This window comes from Streptomyces sp. NPDC090083 (assembly GCF_044747445.1).
Taxonomy (GTDB): domain Bacteria; phylum Actinomycetota; class Actinomycetes; order Streptomycetales; family Streptomycetaceae; genus Streptomyces.
On the sequence record NZ_JBIVED010000011.1, the window covers coordinates 24,913 to 41,185 of the forward strand.

The 16,273-nt window shown below is 71.5% G+C and carries 12 protein-coding genes; 9 read left to right on the forward strand and 3 right to left on the reverse strand.

The genetic code is table 11. The annotated features are described in order from the left end of the window. Positions 1-239 precede the first annotated feature (239 nt). Positions 240-1,445, forward strand: a complete 1,206-nt coding sequence (locus ACIPTO_RS32145) for a transglycosylase family protein (protein ID WP_366322745.1) — start codon at positions 240-242, stop codon at positions 1,443-1,445. On the opposite strand, the gene ACIPTO_RS32150 is transcribed toward ACIPTO_RS32145, so the two are convergent. Continuing rightward, positions 1,435-2,580, reverse strand: coding sequence for a DMT family transporter (locus ACIPTO_RS32150; RefSeq protein WP_401197981.1), 1,146 nt, complete (start codon positions 2,578-2,580; stop codon positions 1,435-1,437). The two genes, ACIPTO_RS32145 and ACIPTO_RS32150, sit on opposite strands and share 11 nt — an antisense overlap. A 209-nt stretch (positions 2,581-2,789) precedes the next feature. On the opposite strand from ACIPTO_RS32150, the gene ACIPTO_RS32155 reads away from it, so the two are divergent. The 8 genes from ACIPTO_RS32155 (at position 2,790) to ACIPTO_RS32190 (ending at position 14,534) form a co-directional block, all read left to right on the forward strand. Continuing rightward, positions 2,790-3,545 (forward strand): (2Fe-2S)-binding protein, encoded by a 756-nt coding sequence (locus ACIPTO_RS32155; protein ID WP_401197983.1) that lies wholly within the window; start codon positions 2,790-2,792, stop codon positions 3,543-3,545. A gap of 39 nt (positions 3,546-3,584) precedes the next feature. Then, positions 3,585-4,736: a glycogen synthase gene (gene glgA, locus ACIPTO_RS32160; protein ID WP_366322751.1), complete on the forward strand. Its 1,152-nt coding sequence runs from the start codon at positions 3,585-3,587 to the stop codon at positions 4,734-4,736. Between the two features lie 51 nt (positions 4,737-4,787). Then, positions 4,788-6,008, forward strand: coding sequence for a glucose-1-phosphate adenylyltransferase (gene glgC, locus ACIPTO_RS32165; RefSeq protein WP_401197986.1), 1,221 nt, complete (start codon positions 4,788-4,790; stop codon positions 6,006-6,008). A gap of 175 nt (positions 6,009-6,183) precedes the next feature. Continuing rightward, positions 6,184-8,799, forward strand: a complete 2,616-nt coding sequence (locus ACIPTO_RS32170) for a PA14 domain-containing protein (RefSeq protein WP_401197988.1) — start codon at positions 6,184-6,186, stop codon at positions 8,797-8,799. 29 nt (positions 8,800-8,828) lie between these two features. Continuing rightward, positions 8,829-11,144: a GH92 family glycosyl hydrolase gene (locus tag ACIPTO_RS32175; RefSeq protein ID WP_401197990.1), complete on the forward strand. Its 2,316-nt coding sequence runs from the start codon at positions 8,829-8,831 to the stop codon at positions 11,142-11,144. Positions 11,145-11,299: 155 nt separating this feature from the next. Next, positions 11,300-12,625, forward strand: coding sequence for a wax ester/triacylglycerol synthase family O-acyltransferase (locus tag ACIPTO_RS32180; RefSeq protein ID WP_366322759.1), 1,326 nt, complete (start codon positions 11,300-11,302; stop codon positions 12,623-12,625). Positions 12,626-12,730: 105 nt separating this feature from the next. Next, entirely contained in the window at positions 12,731-14,224 is a 1,494-nt protein-coding gene (locus tag ACIPTO_RS32185; protein WP_366322761.1) for an SDR family NAD(P)-dependent oxidoreductase, read from the forward strand. 73 nt (positions 14,225-14,297) lie between these two features. After that, a complete protein-coding gene (locus ACIPTO_RS32190) occupies positions 14,298-14,534 on the forward strand; it encodes a hypothetical protein (protein WP_366322763.1) in 237 nt (78 codons plus the stop codon). Between the two features lie 29 nt (positions 14,535-14,563). On the opposite strand, the gene ACIPTO_RS32195 is transcribed toward ACIPTO_RS32190, so the two are convergent. Both ACIPTO_RS32195 and ACIPTO_RS32200 read right to left on the reverse strand, forming a co-directional pair. Beyond that, positions 14,564-15,397 (reverse strand): SDR family oxidoreductase, encoded by an 834-nt coding sequence (locus ACIPTO_RS32195; RefSeq protein ID WP_366322765.1) that lies wholly within the window; start codon positions 15,395-15,397, stop codon positions 14,564-14,566. A gap of 25 nt (positions 15,398-15,422) precedes the next feature. Further along, positions 15,423-15,998, reverse strand: coding sequence for an HD domain-containing protein (locus ACIPTO_RS32200; protein WP_401197995.1), 576 nt, complete (start codon positions 15,996-15,998; stop codon positions 15,423-15,425). Between the last annotated feature and the right edge of the window lie 275 nt (positions 15,999-16,273).

Consider the following 16,273-nt stretch of genomic DNA (forward strand, 5'->3'; position numbering starts at 1 on the left):
CCTGGCCCGCCGGTACCCCGGCCGCACGTGCTGGCCGTACGGAGATGTCCGTCTTGCGTCGCTGTTCCTCCCGGGCTCCTTCCGCGGAAACGCACGCTCGGTCCCACCCGCCCCAGCCGTTTCCAACAGATGTGGATTACCGGTCACTTGAGCCCCAGAGCGGCCGGTTGCCACCTTGTCATGGCTCGTTCGCGGCGCTTACTTTTGGCCCTCCTGACGCATGTCGAGGGGGATTCTCCATGGCCGTACGCGGCCGGCACCGCCGGTATCAGCCGAACAGGATCAACCGGGCCTCGCTGCTCACGGTCACGGCGGGCGGCGCGGGCATCGCGATCCCGCTCGTCGGCGCGGGCGCCGGCACCGCCCAGGCGGCCGATGTGAGCACCTGGAACAAGGTCGCCGCCTGCGAGTCCAGCGGCGACTGGAGCATCAACACCGGCAACGGGTTCTACGGCGGGCTGCAGTTCACCCAGTCCACCTGGGAGGCCTACGGCGGCACCGCGTACGCGCGCCGCGCCGACCTGGCCACCCGGGACCAGCAGATCGCCGTCGCCGAGAAGGTGCTCAAGGGGCAGGGACCCGGCGCCTGGCCGGTGTGCTCGGTGCGCGCCGGACTCACCCGGGGCGGCGGCGCCCCCGACATCCACGTCGGCGGCACCAGGACCGAGAGCACCTCGGCGCACAAGAGCAAGGCCCAGGGCGGTCAGCAGACCGTCGTCAAGCGGTCCGTGAAGGACGTCCAGCCGCAGACCACCCCGCAGTCCCGCGCGGGCACCGCCGAGATGTACACGGTCGTGCGCGGCGACACCCTCTCCGGGATCGCCGACGCCGAGCGGGTCGACGGCGGCTGGCACGGCCTGTACGCCGCGAACCGGGCGACCGTCGGCAGCGACCCGGACCTCATCCTGCCCGGACAGCGGCTGAGCCTGCACCCCAAGGCCGACCCCACTTCCCGCACGAAGACGAAACCGGCCACCAAGTCCCAGAAGAAGAAGGCCACTTCGCACACGGCGGAGAAGACCACCAAGAAGTCGACGGGCCGCTCCCTCGTCGCGCCCGTCAACGCGCCCATCGGCACCGCCTACCACGCGGAGGGCTCGCACTGGTCGAAGGGCTACCACACGGGCGTCGACTTCCTCGTCCCCACCGGCACCTCGGTGAAGGCCATCGAGTCCGGGACGGTCGTCGAGGCCGGATGGGCGGGTTCGTACGGCTACCAGGTGGTGATCCGGCACGCCGACGGGCGGTACTCGCAGTACGCCCACCTGTCCGCGATCTCCGTGCGGGACGGCCAGTCGGTCGGCGAGGGGCAGCGCATCGGGCGGTCGGGGTCCACCGGAAACACCACGGGCCCGCATCTGCACTTCGAGGTGCGGACGGGGCCCGGCTTCGGTACCGACATCGACCCGCTCGCCTATCTGCGGGCCGGCGGCGTCAGGATTTGACGCGCACCCGGTGCCGGTCGGGCACCGGGAGCATCACGTACAGGCCGGCGTAGAACGGGCCGAAGTAGCTGACCGCCTCCGTCTCATCGGAGTCGGTCGGCTCCGCGGTCCGGTGATCCCCGTCGGCCGGACCCGCCGTCTGGGCCGGGACCAGGATCCCGCCGCCCGAGGTGCCGGCGGTGATGTCCGCGTCCGGCGCGCCGACGTTCACGCTCACGTCGACGGGCTGGCCAGGGAGGGCGTCCAGCAACTCCTCGACGGGCGAGGGCGCCAGCGGGGCCGCGGCGGTGTCGGCCGGCACGGACTTCTCCAGCCGCTCCGTGGTCAGCAGGATCAACCCGCCTGCGGCGACCACTCCGGCCGACAGGGCGAGGAGGGTGCCCGTCGTGCCGTAGCGGAAGGTCTCGCCGAACATCGTGATGCCGACCGCCGCCGCCACCACCGGGTTCACCACGGTCAGGACCGCCAGCGGGGCCGCGAGGCCCGCGCCGCGGTAGGAGGCCTGCGAGAGCATCAGACCGGCGACCGCGAACACCGCGATCACGGCCAGGAACGGGATGTCGGTGGCGGAGACCGCGCTGTCGTCCCAGTCGACCGTCACCGTCTTCGTGAACACCGAGGACATGCCGAAGGCTATGCCGGACGCGGTCGCCAGCAGCACGCTGCGCACCGCCGGGTGCCGGTGTGCCGCGCGGCCCGCGATCATCAGGGTCACGACCACCGCGCCGGTGAGCACGGCGACGGACACCCGCTGGGCGGTGCTCAGCGAGTGGCTGTCGGACGCGCCGACCAGGGAGAGCAGACCCGCCAGACCGATCGTCGCCATGATCGCGCCGCGCCAGGCGGTGGACCCGGCCCTGCGGCCGACGAAGAGCGCCGCCATCGGCAGCGCGAACACGATCGTCAGGGCGCCGAGCGGCTGCACCAGGCTCAGCGGGCCGTAGGCCAGCGCCACCACGTGCAGCAGACCGCCGGTGCCGTTCAGTCCGACCGCCGCCCACCAGCTGGGGCGGCGCAGCGGCGCGTACTCCTGCTCGGGCGAGGACACCGCGACGCGCTCCTGCACGATCGCGCCGCCGGCGTAGGCCACGGCGGAGACGAGCGACAGCAGGATGGACAACGCGAGGGCGCTCATCGGCAGCTCCTCTGCGTCAGGCGGGCGCCTCTGGCACCACGCGGCGAACGGTCGGCTTTCATACAGAACACGATGCCCTGCGATGTTCTTCCCGTCGTCGTACCTGAGCACCGATCGGGTAGTACTGCCGATGGAGTACGAGAGGCCCGCTGTCCTCCCCAGGGTGGGTGACACCGGGCGACACCCCGTGAGGGACATCCCCGAGGGCCTTGGTACTACTGCTGTTCGTGGACCTCGACCCCGAACTCGCCGCGCTCCGCCCGCTCGGCGGCTTCTTCGTACTACGCACGGGCGGAGCCCCGCACGGCCCGCTGCCGACCCTCGCGCGGGCCTACGAAAACCCGTCGTCGGATGTTTACGGAAATCCGCTGACTTCTCGTGTCCATGTCGTCGCCGAACGGATCCACGCCCCCGAGCCCCGGATCGCCGCCTCGATCGCCCAGCAGGGACTCGCGGCCCGGCTCTGGTCGGCGGCCCTCGGCAGCGCCGTCCTGTACGGCCGTGTCCCCGACCTCGACCCGGGCCTGCTGCACTGGGACACCGAGGCGAGCGCGCCCGACGACCTGTGGCTGGCCGAGGTGCGCCCGTTGCCCGGCGACGCCGCGACCCTCGCCGAGACGGTCCTGCACGCCCACCTGGAACCGCTGGTCACGGCGCTGGCGGCCCGTCACCGCACGGCCGCCGGTCTCCTGTGGGGCAACGCGGCCTCCGCGCTCGCGGGCGCCGCACGGGAGCTGAACCGCTGGGCACGCGCGCGTGGCCGCGCCGACGTCGCCACGCGCGCGCGTGCCCTGACCGGGGAACTCTTCGCCCACCCGCTCCTCGCGGGCACCGGAACGTTCACCGGGAGCTCCTTCCGGCGCCGCAGCTGCTGCCTCTACTATCGGATCCCCGGTGGCGGGGTGTGCGGGGACTGCTGCTTCACACGACCGCCGGGCTCTTCCCCGAACGCGGCTTCTGGGTGACCATGAGGGCAATCTGCCGCCGAGAACAAGGGGTTTCGGGTGCGAGTGGGACTGCTGACCCGGGAGTACCCGCCGGATGTGTACGGCGGCGCGGGCGTCCATGTGGAGTTCCTCGCCCGGGAGTTGAGGCCCCTGGTCGACCTCGACGTGCACTGCTGGGGTGAGGGCCGCACCGAAGGCGTCGTACGCCACCGCTCCTGGCCCGTCCTCGACGGCGCCAACGACGCCCTGCGGACCTTCTCCGTCGACCTCTCCATGGCCGCCGCCCTCGAAGGCCGCGAACTCGTCCACTCCCACACCTGGTACGCCAACCTCGCCGGCCACTTCGCCAAGCTCCTCCACGGCATCCCGCACGTGATGACCGCGCACTCGCTGGAGCCGCTGCGCCCCTGGAAGGCCGAGCAGCTCGGCGGCGGCTACGCCCTCTCCAGCTGGGCCGAGCGCACCGCGATCGAGGCCGCCGACGGTGTCATCGCCGTGTCGGGGGCCATGCGCGAGGACATCCTCACCTGCTACCCGGCGCTGGACCCGGCGAAGGTGCGGGTGGTCCACAACGGCATCGACACCGCGCTCTACCGCCCCGACCACGGCACGGACGTGCTCACCCGGCTCGGCATCGACCCCGACCGCCCCTACGTGCTGTTCGTCGGCCGCATCACCCGCCAGAAGGGCGTGCCCCATCTGCTGCGCGCCGTGCGGGACATCGACCCGGCCGCACAGGTCGTGCTGTGCGCGGGCGCGCCGGACACCCCGGAGATCGACCGCGAGTTCCGCGACCTCTTCGAGGAGCTGAGTCGCGTCCGCGCGGGCGTCCACTGGATCCCGCAGATGCTGCCCCGCCCGGAGGTCATCCAACTCCTCACCCACGCCACCGTGTTCGCCTGCCCCTCGGTGTACGAGCCCCTCGGGATCGTGAACCTGGAGGCGATGGCCTGCGGCACGGCCGTGGTCGCCTCCCGGGTCGGGGGCATCCCCGAAGTGGTGGCACACGGGGAGACGGGTCTCCTGGTGCCGGTGGACGACGACTTCGAGGCCGGCCTCGCGCGGGCTCTCGACTCCGTGCTCGCCGATCCGGAGACCGCGAAACGGATGGGCGAGGCCGGGCGGGAACGCGCGGTGGGCGAGTTCGGCTGGGACGCCGTGGCGCGGCGCACCGCGCGGCTCTACGCGGAGATCGCCGAACAGGCTTAGTGTGCGCGGCTCGGGGCAGGCTGGGGTCAAATCAGGGTGAGGGGAGCGGCCATGCGTCGTGGCGGACCTTCGGTGCTCGGGATCGTACTGGCGGGCGGTGAGGGCAAGCGGCTGATGCCCCTGACCGCCGACCGGGCCAAACCCGCGGTCACCTTCGGCGGCACGTACCGTCTCGTGGATTTCGTACTGTCCAATCTCGTCAACGCCGACATTCTGCGCATCTGCGTGCTCACGCAGTACAAGTCGCATTCGCTGGACCGGCACATCACCACCACGTGGCGCATGTCGAGCCTGCTCGGCAACTACGTCACACCGGTCCCGGCCCAGCAGCGCCTGGGTCCGCGCTGGTACCTCGGCAGCGCGGACGCGATCCTGCAGTCGCTGAACCTGATCTACGACGAACGCCCCGAGTACGTCGCGGTGTTCGGCGCCGACCACGTGTACCGCATGGACCCCCGGCAGATGCTGGCCCAGCACATGGAGAGCGGCGCGGGTGTCACCGTGGCCGGTATCCGCGTCCCGCGCGCCGAGTCCTCGCAGTTCGGCGTGATCACCCCGGGCTCGGACGGCCAGACGGTCGAGCGCTTCCTGGAGAAGCCCACCGATCCGCCGGGTCTGGTGGACGACCCGGAGTGCGTGTACGCCTCGATGGGCAACTACATCTTCACCACCAAGGCGCTGATAGAGGCCCTTCAGCGGGACGCCGAGGACCTCGACTCGGTGCACGACATGGGCGGGTCGATCCTGCCCGCGCTCACCGACCGGGGCGAGGCCGCCCTGTACGACTTCAGCGCGAACCACGTCCCCGGCGAGACCACCCGGGACCAGGGTTACTGGCGGGACGTCGGCACCCTGGACGCCTACTACGACGCCCACATGGACCTCATAGCCGAGCGCCCCGCCTTCAACCTCTACAACCGCAACTGGCCCATCTACACCCACTCCGGCCAGCTCTCCCCGGCCCGCTTCAACGCCGGCGGCATGGCCAGCGAGTCGATCATCAGCTCCGGCTGCCTGATCCGCGGCCAGGTCACCCGGTCCGTGCTCTCCCCGGGGGTGGTGGTCGACCCCGGGGCGGTGGTCCAGGGCTCGATCCTGCACGACAACGTCCACATCGGCCGGGGCGCGGTCGTCCGGGGCGCCGTGCTGGACAAGAACGTCGAGGTGCCGCCGGGCGCGACGATCGGCGTCAACCCGGAGCGCGACGCCGATCTGTACACCGTCTCCCAGGGCGGTGTCATCGCACTCGGGAAGAACCAACTGGTCACATAACGCCAGGTGGTGGCGGTTCCGAGCCCCGGTGCCCTGCGGTCGCGCCGGGGCCGCGCCGCGTCCGGGCGCACGGCGGGACCACCTCCCGCCCCCGCTTGTCATGTCCCTGGACGGAATGCGGAATCCGTGTTGTCATGCCAACTGCTGCCCATGACAACGTTGTTATGGAGGTTCCGTGCGCATCAGACGACTCAGAGACCGACTCGCGTTACTGCTCGCCCTGGCCCTCGGCATCGCCGGGCTGGCCGCCCTCCCCGCCGCGAGCGCCGCCGCGGCCGACACCCCCGCCGAGATCCACGGCCTGAAGGGCGAGTACTACACCCAGTCCGCCCCCGGCGCCTTCGACTTCGCCGACCTCAAGGCCACCGGCGTCGACCCGAACCTCGACTTCGACAACCTCGAACCCCGGCTCGCCTTCGCCACCGGCCAGTCGGACGACGTCAGCATCCGCTGGACCGGCAAGGTCGTCCCGACGAAGACCGGCCCCCACACCTTCTCGGTCATCGGCGACAACGGCTTCCGCCTCTGGATCGGCGGACAACTCGTCATCGACCACTGGGTCGACGACTGGGACACCGAACAGACCGCCGCCCCGGTCGAGTTGACCGCCGGCACGGCCTACGACATCAAGGTCGAGTACTTCGAGCACTACGGCGGCTCCAACCTCCACGTGCGCTGGACCGAACCGGGAGGCACCAAGGTGGCCGTCCCGCAGTCGGCCTTCCGGCTCCCCGACGGCTACGACTACGACGGCGCCGTCGCCGCCACGGTCACCGGCACCGGCCGCACCCTGAAACTCGACTTCGCCCAGCCCCTCGCCGCACCCCCGGCCGACCTCGCCGACCACCTCGAAGCGGTGATCGGCGGCGCCAAGTGGCCCCTGGGAGAGATCAAGCAGGACCCGGCCGACCCGCGGACCCTGCTCATCGCGCTCACCCAGCCCGTCGTGGGCAACAAGACCGGCACCGCCTCCGGCACCGCGGACATCCGCTACGACGGCGACGCCGGTCTCTCCTCGGCCGATGGCAACGTTATCAACGGCTTCTGGAGCACCGGCCCGAACCACTCCACCTACGAACTGCGCACCCAGTGGGCCGACCAGGTGGGCCCGCACAACGCCCTCCCCGAGTACCCGCGCCCGCAACTGACCCGTACCGACTGGCGCAACCTCAACGGCAGTTGGCAGTTCGCCGCGGCCACGGCGGGGGAGCGGCCCCCGGTCGGCAGGAACCTCGCCGAACGCATCCTCGTCCCGTACCCGGTCGAGTCCCAGCTCTCCGGCCTGGAACGCCACGAGGACCGCATGTGGTACCGCCGCACCTTCACCGTCCCCGCGGACTGGAAGGTCGGCTCGGGCAAGCGCCTGATGCTCAACTTCGGCGCCGTCGACTGGCGCGCCGAGGTCTGGGTCAACGGCACGAAGGTCACCGAACACCAGGGCGGCTATGACAAGTTCAGCGCCGACGTCACCGACGCGCTCAGGCCCGGACACACCCAGGAACTGATCGTCGGCGTCTACGACCCCACCGACGCGGCCGACGGCGAGAACCCGCCCGTCGGCAAACAGCGTCTCGACCCCAGCGGCATCTGGTACACCCCGACCTCGGGCATCTGGCAGACGGTCTGGATGGAACCGGTCGCCACCGACCACGTCGGCTCCCTCAAGCTCACCCCCGACGTCACCAAGGGCCGACTCACCGTCGAGGCCGAGGGAGTTCGCGCCGGCGTACCGATCACGGCGACGGCGTACGACGGAAAACGCGAGGTCGCCACGGCACACGGCCGCACGGGCGGCCCGCTGACCCTGACCCTGCGCGACCCGCACCTGTGGTCGCCCGACGACCCGTTCCTCTACGACCTGAAGGTCACCGTCGGCAAGGACCGCGTCGGCAGCTACTTCGGGATGCGCTCCATCGCCGTCGAGAAGGTCGACGGCGTCCCGCGCACGGTCCTCAACGGCAAGCCCGTCTTCATGATGGCCACCCTCGACCAGGGCTTCTGGCCGGACGGTCTCTACACGGCCCCGACCGACGAGGCGCTCGCCCACGACCTCAGGATCCACAAGGAGCTGGGCTTCAACGCGGTGCGCAAGCACATCAAGGTCGAGCCCGACCGCTGGTTCTACTGGGCCGACAGGCTCGGCCTCATGGTGTGGCAGGACATGCCCGCGATGACGGCCGGGGTGAACCCCTCGACGGCCGCCCGCGCCGAGTACGAGCGCGAGATGAAGCAGATGATCGACGAGCACATCAGCAGCCCGTCGGTCGTCATGTGGGTCACCTTCAACGAGGGGTGGGGCCAGTACGACGAGGCCCGCATCGCCGACCAGGCCAAGGCCTGGGACCCGACCCGGCTCGTCAACAGCATGTCCGGCATCAACCTCGGCGTCGACGGCGGCACCGGCGACATCATCGACGAACACGGCTATCCCAGCCCGGCCCTGCCACCCCACCCGGACGGTCAACGCGCCCTGGTGAGCGGCGAGTACGGCGGCCTCGGGCTCGCGGTGCCCGGGCACGCCTGGTCGGTCCAGCAGTCGTACGTCGACGTCGACCCGGCCGCCTACACCGACGACTACCTCACCAAGCTCGCCGAGGTGCACGCCCTGGCTTGCCAGGGGAGCAACGGCGCGGTCTACACCCAGATATCGGACGTCGAGGGCGAGTTGAACGGCCTGATGACCTACGACCGCCGGGTGCTCAAGCCCGACGCGCAGCGGGTGAGGGCCGCCCAGCAGGCCCTGATCCGCGACGCCTCGCGGGCGACCCCCGCCAACTGCCCCACCACCTGACCCCTTCCGCCAACCGGAGGCCCACCCGCATGAGATGGACCCGGCGCCTGCGCCTGGGGATGGCGGGGGCGGTGGCAGCGTCCGCGCTGTTCGCCGCCCCCGCCGCGGCCGAAGCCGCACCCCACGGCCAACTCACCGATCTGGTCAACCCGTTCATCGGCACCGAGAACGACGGCAACACCTATCCCGGCGCCGCCGTGCCGTTCGGCATGGTGCAGTTCTCGCCGGACACCGGCCACAACACCGGCTACGACTACTCCCAGAACCACATCCGCGGCTTCTCCCTCGTGCACCTCTCCGGCGTCGGCTGCGGGCTGGGCGGCGACCTGCCCGTCCTGCCCACGACCGGAGACGTCACACAGACCGACTACGCACAGTACGCCGCCGAGTTCGGCCACGACGACGAGCACGCGAGCCCCGGCTACTACCAGGTCGGCCTGCACTCGGGCATCGGGGCCGAACTCACCGCGACCGCCCGCACCGGCGTCCAGCGCTACACCTTCCCGGCCACCGACAAGGCCAACGTCCTGCTGAACGCGGCCCAGTCGCTGCACTCCGGCGTCACCTCGAAGGTCGAGGTCCTCGACCACCGCACCGTGCGGACCGCCATCACCGGCCGCGGCTTCTGCCAGGACACCAAGCCCTACACCGTCTACACGATCACCCGCTTCGACCGGCCGTTCACCACGTACGGCACCTGGAACGGCTCGACGGTGACCGCCGGTTCGAGGACCGGGAGCGGCGGCGCGTACGTCCGCTTCGACACGACCGGGGACCGCACGGTCGAGGCGACCACGGCCCTGTCGTACGTCGACGCGCACGGCGCGGCCGTCAACCTCCGCGCGGAGGGCGGGAGTTCCTTCGACGCGGTACGCCACCGCGCCCAACGGGCCTGGGAGGACCGGCTCGACGACGTGCGCGCGCGGGGCGGGTCCGACAGTCTGCGCCGGACCTTCTACTCGTCCCTGTACCGGTCCTTCCTCGCCCCGAACATCGGCAGCGACGCCGACGGCCGCTACACCGGCTGGGACCAACAGGTCCACCGGGCACGGGACTTCACGTACTACCAGAACTGGTCCCTGTGGGACACCTACCGCACCCAGTCCCAGCTCCTCGCCCTGCTCGCACCCCGCGAGGCCCGCGACATGGCGATCTCGGTGATCAGGATCGACGAGGAGAGCGGCTGGCTGCCCAAGTGGGGCTACGGCACGGTCGAGACGAACATCATGACCGGCGACCCGGTCACCCCGTTCCTCACCAACGCCTACCAGCAGGGCCTGCTGAAGGGATACGAGGAACGCGCGTACCGGGCGCTGAAGCAGAACGCCGACGGCGTGCCGCCCACCGACTCGGCCGCGGTCGGCCGGGAGGCGAACAAGGAGTACCTCGCGGGCGGGTTCGCGCCCTACATCAAGGACCGCCCGCACGCGAAGCCCGGTGACTCGGACTACGACCACGGGGCCTCGGCCACCCTGGAGTACGCCCTCTCGGACGCCATGCTCGCCCGGATGGCCCGCGACCTCGGGCACGGCGCCGACGCCGCCCGCTACGCCGCCCGTGCCCAGAACTACCGCACCGTCTTCGACCCCTCCACCGGCTTCTTCCGCGCCCGCGACGCCTCCGGCGCCTTCGTCGGCCCGGCCGACCCCGCGCAGAGCGAGGGCTTCCACGAGGGCACGTCCTGGCAGTACCAGTGGCTGGTGCCGCAGGATCTGCCCGGCATGGTCGACCTCATCGGCGGCCGGCAGGCGGCCAACGCACGCCTCGACTCCTTCTTCGCCTACGACCGGCTGCTGGCCGACCCGGCGGGGACCGCACGCGAGGTGTGGGTCAACGGGCCGTACGACTACTACAACGCGGACAAGTACAACCCGCAGAACGAGCCCGACCTCATCGCCCCCTACACCTACCTGTCCACCGGCCAGCCGTGGAAGACGACCGACGTCGTGCACGCCGCGCTGACCCTGTTCACGGACGGCCCGACCGGCATGACCGGCAACGACGACCTCGGCACGATGTCCGCCTGGAACGTCCTGTCGTCGATCGGGATCTTCCCGGTCCAGCCCGGCTACGACACCTGGGGCCTGTCCACCCCCGTCTTCGACCGGGTCGACCTGACCCTGGACCGCCGCTACTACCCGCACGGCGCCCTCACCGTCACGGCGCCCGGCACCTCGGCGAGCGACCGCTACATCCAGGGCGCCCGGACGGACGGCACGCCCTACGCCCGGACCTATCTGACGACGGGCGCGCTCCGCTCCCTGCGGTCGCTGGACTTCACGGTCGGCCCGCACCCGTCGGAGTGGGGTACATCACCCGAGGCGGCGCCACCTGCGCTGACGTGATCCCGTGTGTCTCCGCAGTCCCGCCCTTCCCAGAAGGGCGGGACCCGGGCATGACGTAACCTGCTGTTAACTGTGCGTAGCTTGATCGTACTTGACCGTAATCACGTGTCGGCGTTGTACTGCTTGCTCACCCCTAGTCGACGCGAGGCAAGCAATTGACTTCCGACCTGCTCGCTCCTCTCGACCTTGCGTTCTGGAACATCGAGTCCGACCTGAACCCGATGCACCTGGGCGCACTCGGCGTCTTCTCGGCGCACTCACCGACCGCCGGAGCCCACGCCGCCGACCTCCTCGCCGCCCGCGCCGCCGCCGTACCGGGGCTGCGGATGCGCATCCGGGACGTGTGGCAGCCGCTGTCCCTGTCCTTCGGGAGCGCCACCCGCGAGGCCGACCCGGACTTCGACCCGCTCCACCACGTCCGGCTGCACGCCCCGACCGCCGACTTCCAGGCGGACGCCGGCCGGCTCATGGAACGCCCGCTGGAGCGCGGCCGGCCCCCGTGGGAGGCGCATGTGCTGCCCGGCGAGGACGGCGACTCCTTCGCCGTGCTGTTCAAGTTCCACCACGCCCTGGCCGACGGACTGCGGGCCCTGACCCTCGCCGCCGCGATCCTCGACCCGATGGACCTGCCCGAGCGCCGCCCCCGCCCCGCCGAACCCGCCCGCGGACGCGTCCCCGACGTGCGCAAGCTGCCCGACCTGCTCCGCGGCGCGCTGTCCGACGTCGGCCGGGCCCTCGACATCGGGGCGTCCGTCGCCCGCTCCACCCTGGACGTCCGCTCGTCGTCGGCGCTGGCCTCCGAGCCCTCGGGCACCCGCCGCACCGCCGGAGTCGTCGTCGACCTCGACGACGTGCACCGGGTCCGCAAGGTGGTCGGCGGGACCGTCAACGACGTGCTCATCGCGGTCGTCGCGGGCGCCCTGCGCCGCTGGCTCGACGCACGCGGCGACGGCAGCGAGGGCGTCGCGCCGCGCGCCCTCATCCCCGTCTCCAAACGCCGTCCGCGCTCCGCGCAGCCACAGGGCAACCGGCTCTCCGGTTATCTGATACGGCTGCCCGTCGACGACCCGGACCCCCTCGCCCGGCTCGACTCCGTGCGCACCGCCATGGACCGCAACAAGGACGCGGGCCCCAACCGGGGAGCCGGCGCCGTCGCCCTCCTCGCCGACCACGTCCCCGCCCTCGGCCACCGCCTCGGCGGACCCTTCGCCGCGCAGGCCGCCCGGCTCTGGTTCGACATCCTCGTCACCAGCGTCCCGCTGCCCGGCATCGGCCTGAAGCTCGGCGGCAACCCCGTCACGGCCGTCTTCCCGTACGCCCCGCTCGCCCGCGGCCAGTCCCTCGCCGTCGCCGTCTCCACGTTCCGCGGACAGGTCCACTACGGCCTCGTCGCCGACGCGGCGGCCGTACCCGATCTCGACGTGTTCGCCCGCGCGCTCACCGAGGAGGTGGAGACGCTCATCACCGCCTGCGGGTCGTGACCTCGCGCGGGTTTGGTGCTGCGGCCCGGCGCTCCGTAAAATTCCCGGTTCGACGGTGCGCGCGATCGAGCGGCGCCGCGGACGACCCAAGGAAACGGCAGCGCGATGACGGTGACAGAGGACGGCTCGATGACCCCGGACGAGGTCGTGTACGGGCCCGGCATCGACCCCGAGCGGCTGGCCGTCTGCCTCAGCGTGCTCGACGAACTGGAGAAGATCGACGTCGACCACCCCGACGCGATCACCGTCCGCCGCGCCACCGCCGGCATCTACCGCAGCGTCAAGCAGCGCCGCCGCCAGGAGCGCAGGGCCGCGAAGACCGCCCACGACAAAGCGGTCACCGAGTCCACCGCGACCGGCTCCGCCCAGCGCATCGACGACGAGACCGAGGGCCTCCTCCCGACGTCGGTGACGGAGGAGGGCCGGATCGCCGGGATACTCCAGCGGCCCCGCTCCTGCTACACCTGCAAGACCCGGTACGTGGAAGTCGACTACTTCTACCACCAGCTCTGTCCCGACTGCGCCCGCCTGAACCGCGAGAAGCGCGACGACCACGCCGACCTCACCGGCAAGCGCGCCCTGCTCACCGGCGGTCGCGCCAAGATCGGCATGTACATCGCGCTGCGGCTGCTGCGCGACGGCGCCCACACCACGATCACCACGCGGTTCCCGAAGGACGCCATCCGCCGCTTCAAGGCCATGGACGACTCCGCGGACTGGCTGCACCGACTGGAGGTCGTCGGCATCGACCTGCGCGACCCGGCCCAGGCGGTCGCCCTCGCCGACCAGGTCGCCGAAGCGGGCCCGCTCGACATCCTCATCAACAACGCGACCCAGACCGTACGACGGCTGCCCTCCGCCTACGCCGCCCTCGTCGACGGCGAGGGCGCCCCGCTGCCCGCCGGTGAACTCCCCGCCCACCACGTCATCGGCGCCTTCGGCTCCGGCGCGGTCGACGGTCTCGCCGCGCTGCCCGTCGGCATCAGCGGCCTCGACGCCCAGCAGGTCGCCGACCTCGCTCTGGTCGCGGGCAACGCCAGCGTCGCCCGGCACCTCGACGGCACGGCCATCGACGCCGGCGGCCTGGTCCCGGACGTCGTCGACACCAACACCTGGGTCCAGACCATCGAGCAGATCTCCCCGGTGGAACTCCTCGAGACCCAGCTGTGCAACTACACCGCCCCGTTCATCCTGATCAGCAAGCTCCGCCCGGCCATGGCCGCCGCCGCGAAGTCCGCGGCCAGCGGACGCGCGTACATCGTCAACGTCTCCGCCATGGAGGGCGTCTTCGGCCGCGGCTACAAGGGCGCCGGGCACCCCAACACCAACGCGGCCAAGGCCGCGATGAACATGGTGACCCGCACCAGCGGCCAGGAGATGTTCCAGAGCGACGGCATCCTCATGACCTCGGTCGACACCGGCTGGATCACCGACGAACGCCCCCACTACGACAAGCTCCGCCTCGCCGAGGAGGGCTTCCACGCACCGCTCGACCTGGTCGACGGCGCTGCGCGGGTTTACGATCCGATTGTGCGCGGCGAGCAGGGCGAGGACCTGTACGGCGTCTTCCTGAAGGACTACGCGCCCGGTAAGTGGTGACCCGCCACCCCGGACGCCGGCCCGGTCGCCGGTCGGGGTTCCGGCCCTGGTGAGGACCGCGCGAGGAGTTCTCATGGCCAGTACACACGGCATCGATCCGAGGGCCTTCGACGACCCGCGCAACCACTATCCGACCGACGACGAGTTCTACGCGAGCGACCGCCCGGCCGACCGCGCCCTGCCGGAGGACCGGCCGCGAGGCGGCGGCGGCTCCACGACCACGGTGAAGCACCGGGGCACGTGGGCGACCGCGGCGCTCGTCGCCGGTGTCGTCCTGCTGATCCTCGTCGGCATCGCCCTGTTCCCGTAAGGGCCCCGCGGGTGCGGCCGGCCTCGTCCTCATGAGGGACCGGCCGGTCCCACCCGGGGCGGTCCGCCCGACCGCAGCCGGTCATGGACGGCGTACCCGCCGGAGGTCCCGGAGGTGTGCGCCGCCCTGACCCGCGTCCCCCCGTCCACCAGCAGCTCCGCCCCCGTGATCCACTCGGCCTGGTCGGAGGCCAGCCACAGCACGGCCCGGGCGACGTCGGCCGGCTCCCCGATCCGGCCGAGGGGCAGGCCGGCGGCGAGTTCCGGCTCGCCCGGCTCCCACACGAACCGGGCCATCTCGGTGCGGACGAGCCCGGGGGAGACGGCGTTGACCCGCACCCCGGGCGCGAGTTCACCGGCGAGCTGCCGGGTGAGGTGGAGCAGGGCCGCCTTGCTGGTGGAGTACGCGCCCACGTTCGGCCCGACATGCCCGGCGCCCTCCGTGCACACGTTGACCACCGCGCCCCCGTGCTCACGCATCCACGCCCGCCACCCGCACTGCACCAGCCGCAGCGGGGCCTCGACGTTCACCGTGAACGCCGTGCGCCACGCGTCCGGATCGGCCTCCATCAGCGGGCCGTACGGCTGGTTCGTCGCCGCGTTGTTCACGACCACGTCGATCCGCCCGAACGCGTCCAGCGCGCACGCGGTCAGCTCCCGCGGATGGTCCGGGTCGGCGACATCCCCGGCCAGGCCGACCCCGCCCAACTCCTCGGCGGCCCGCGCCACTTCACCGGCGTCCCGCGCACTCACGCACACCAGCGCCCCGGCCCCGGCGAACGCCTCGGCCACGGCACGTCCGATACCCCGCGTACCACCGGTGACCACAACGGCCCGGCCCCGCAGACCGTACGACGACGTCATCGCCGTACGATCTCATGACGGACCGTCAGTCGACAGCCCCCAGAGGCGAGTTGGGGATGCGGGAATTCCGTGCGGCCACGATGTCCAGGACCGTGCGCCAGTCCTCCAGGACCCCGGCGTCGAGGCCGACGACCTTGCCGGCGTCGTCGGCCTGGCGCAGGGTGACCGCGTCCTCGGCGAGCGGGTCGCGTTCGAAGGCGGCGGCCTCGGCGGGGGACATGGGGCCGCCCTGCGCGCGCAGGGTCAGCATGCTCTGCGCGGACAGATCGTGGCCCGGGGACGAGGTGGCGAGATAGCGCTTCGCGGGCACGTGCAGATGGACGAGCCGGGCGACACGCCGGCCGAGCAGGGCGCGGACGGCGTCCGCCGCGTGGTCCGCGTGCCCGGCGTCGTCGCCCGGCCGCAGCAGATGCCCGATGTCGTGGACCAGGCCGGCCACCTGGAGTTCCTTGTCGGCGGGGCGACTTCGGCGCAGCAGCGCGGCCGTCTGCAACGCGTGGTCGTGCAGATCGACCGGGTCGCCGCTCCGGTCGGGGGTGTCCCAGGCGCCCCGACAGGCGTACAGCAGATCCATCAGCTCCTCGACGCTGCGCAACTCCATGCGTCAGTCCTCCCGCGAGACAGCCCGTGCGGAACCCCAGGGGATCATGGCGAGCTTTCGGCACAGCCAACGGGACCTGAACTGCGCGCCGCCCTGAGTGACGTAGGTCATGTTCCCGCTCGTGCGGTCGGGGGCCTCGGTCGAGCGGGGGGACATCAAACCGCGCATGATGTAACAAACCGGTTCAGGTCATGGCCGAAGAACACGGGGAGACTTGTAATGGTTACACCATGTTTTCGGCCCCATCGAGCGGCGGCCCGCTCATTTGGTTAACC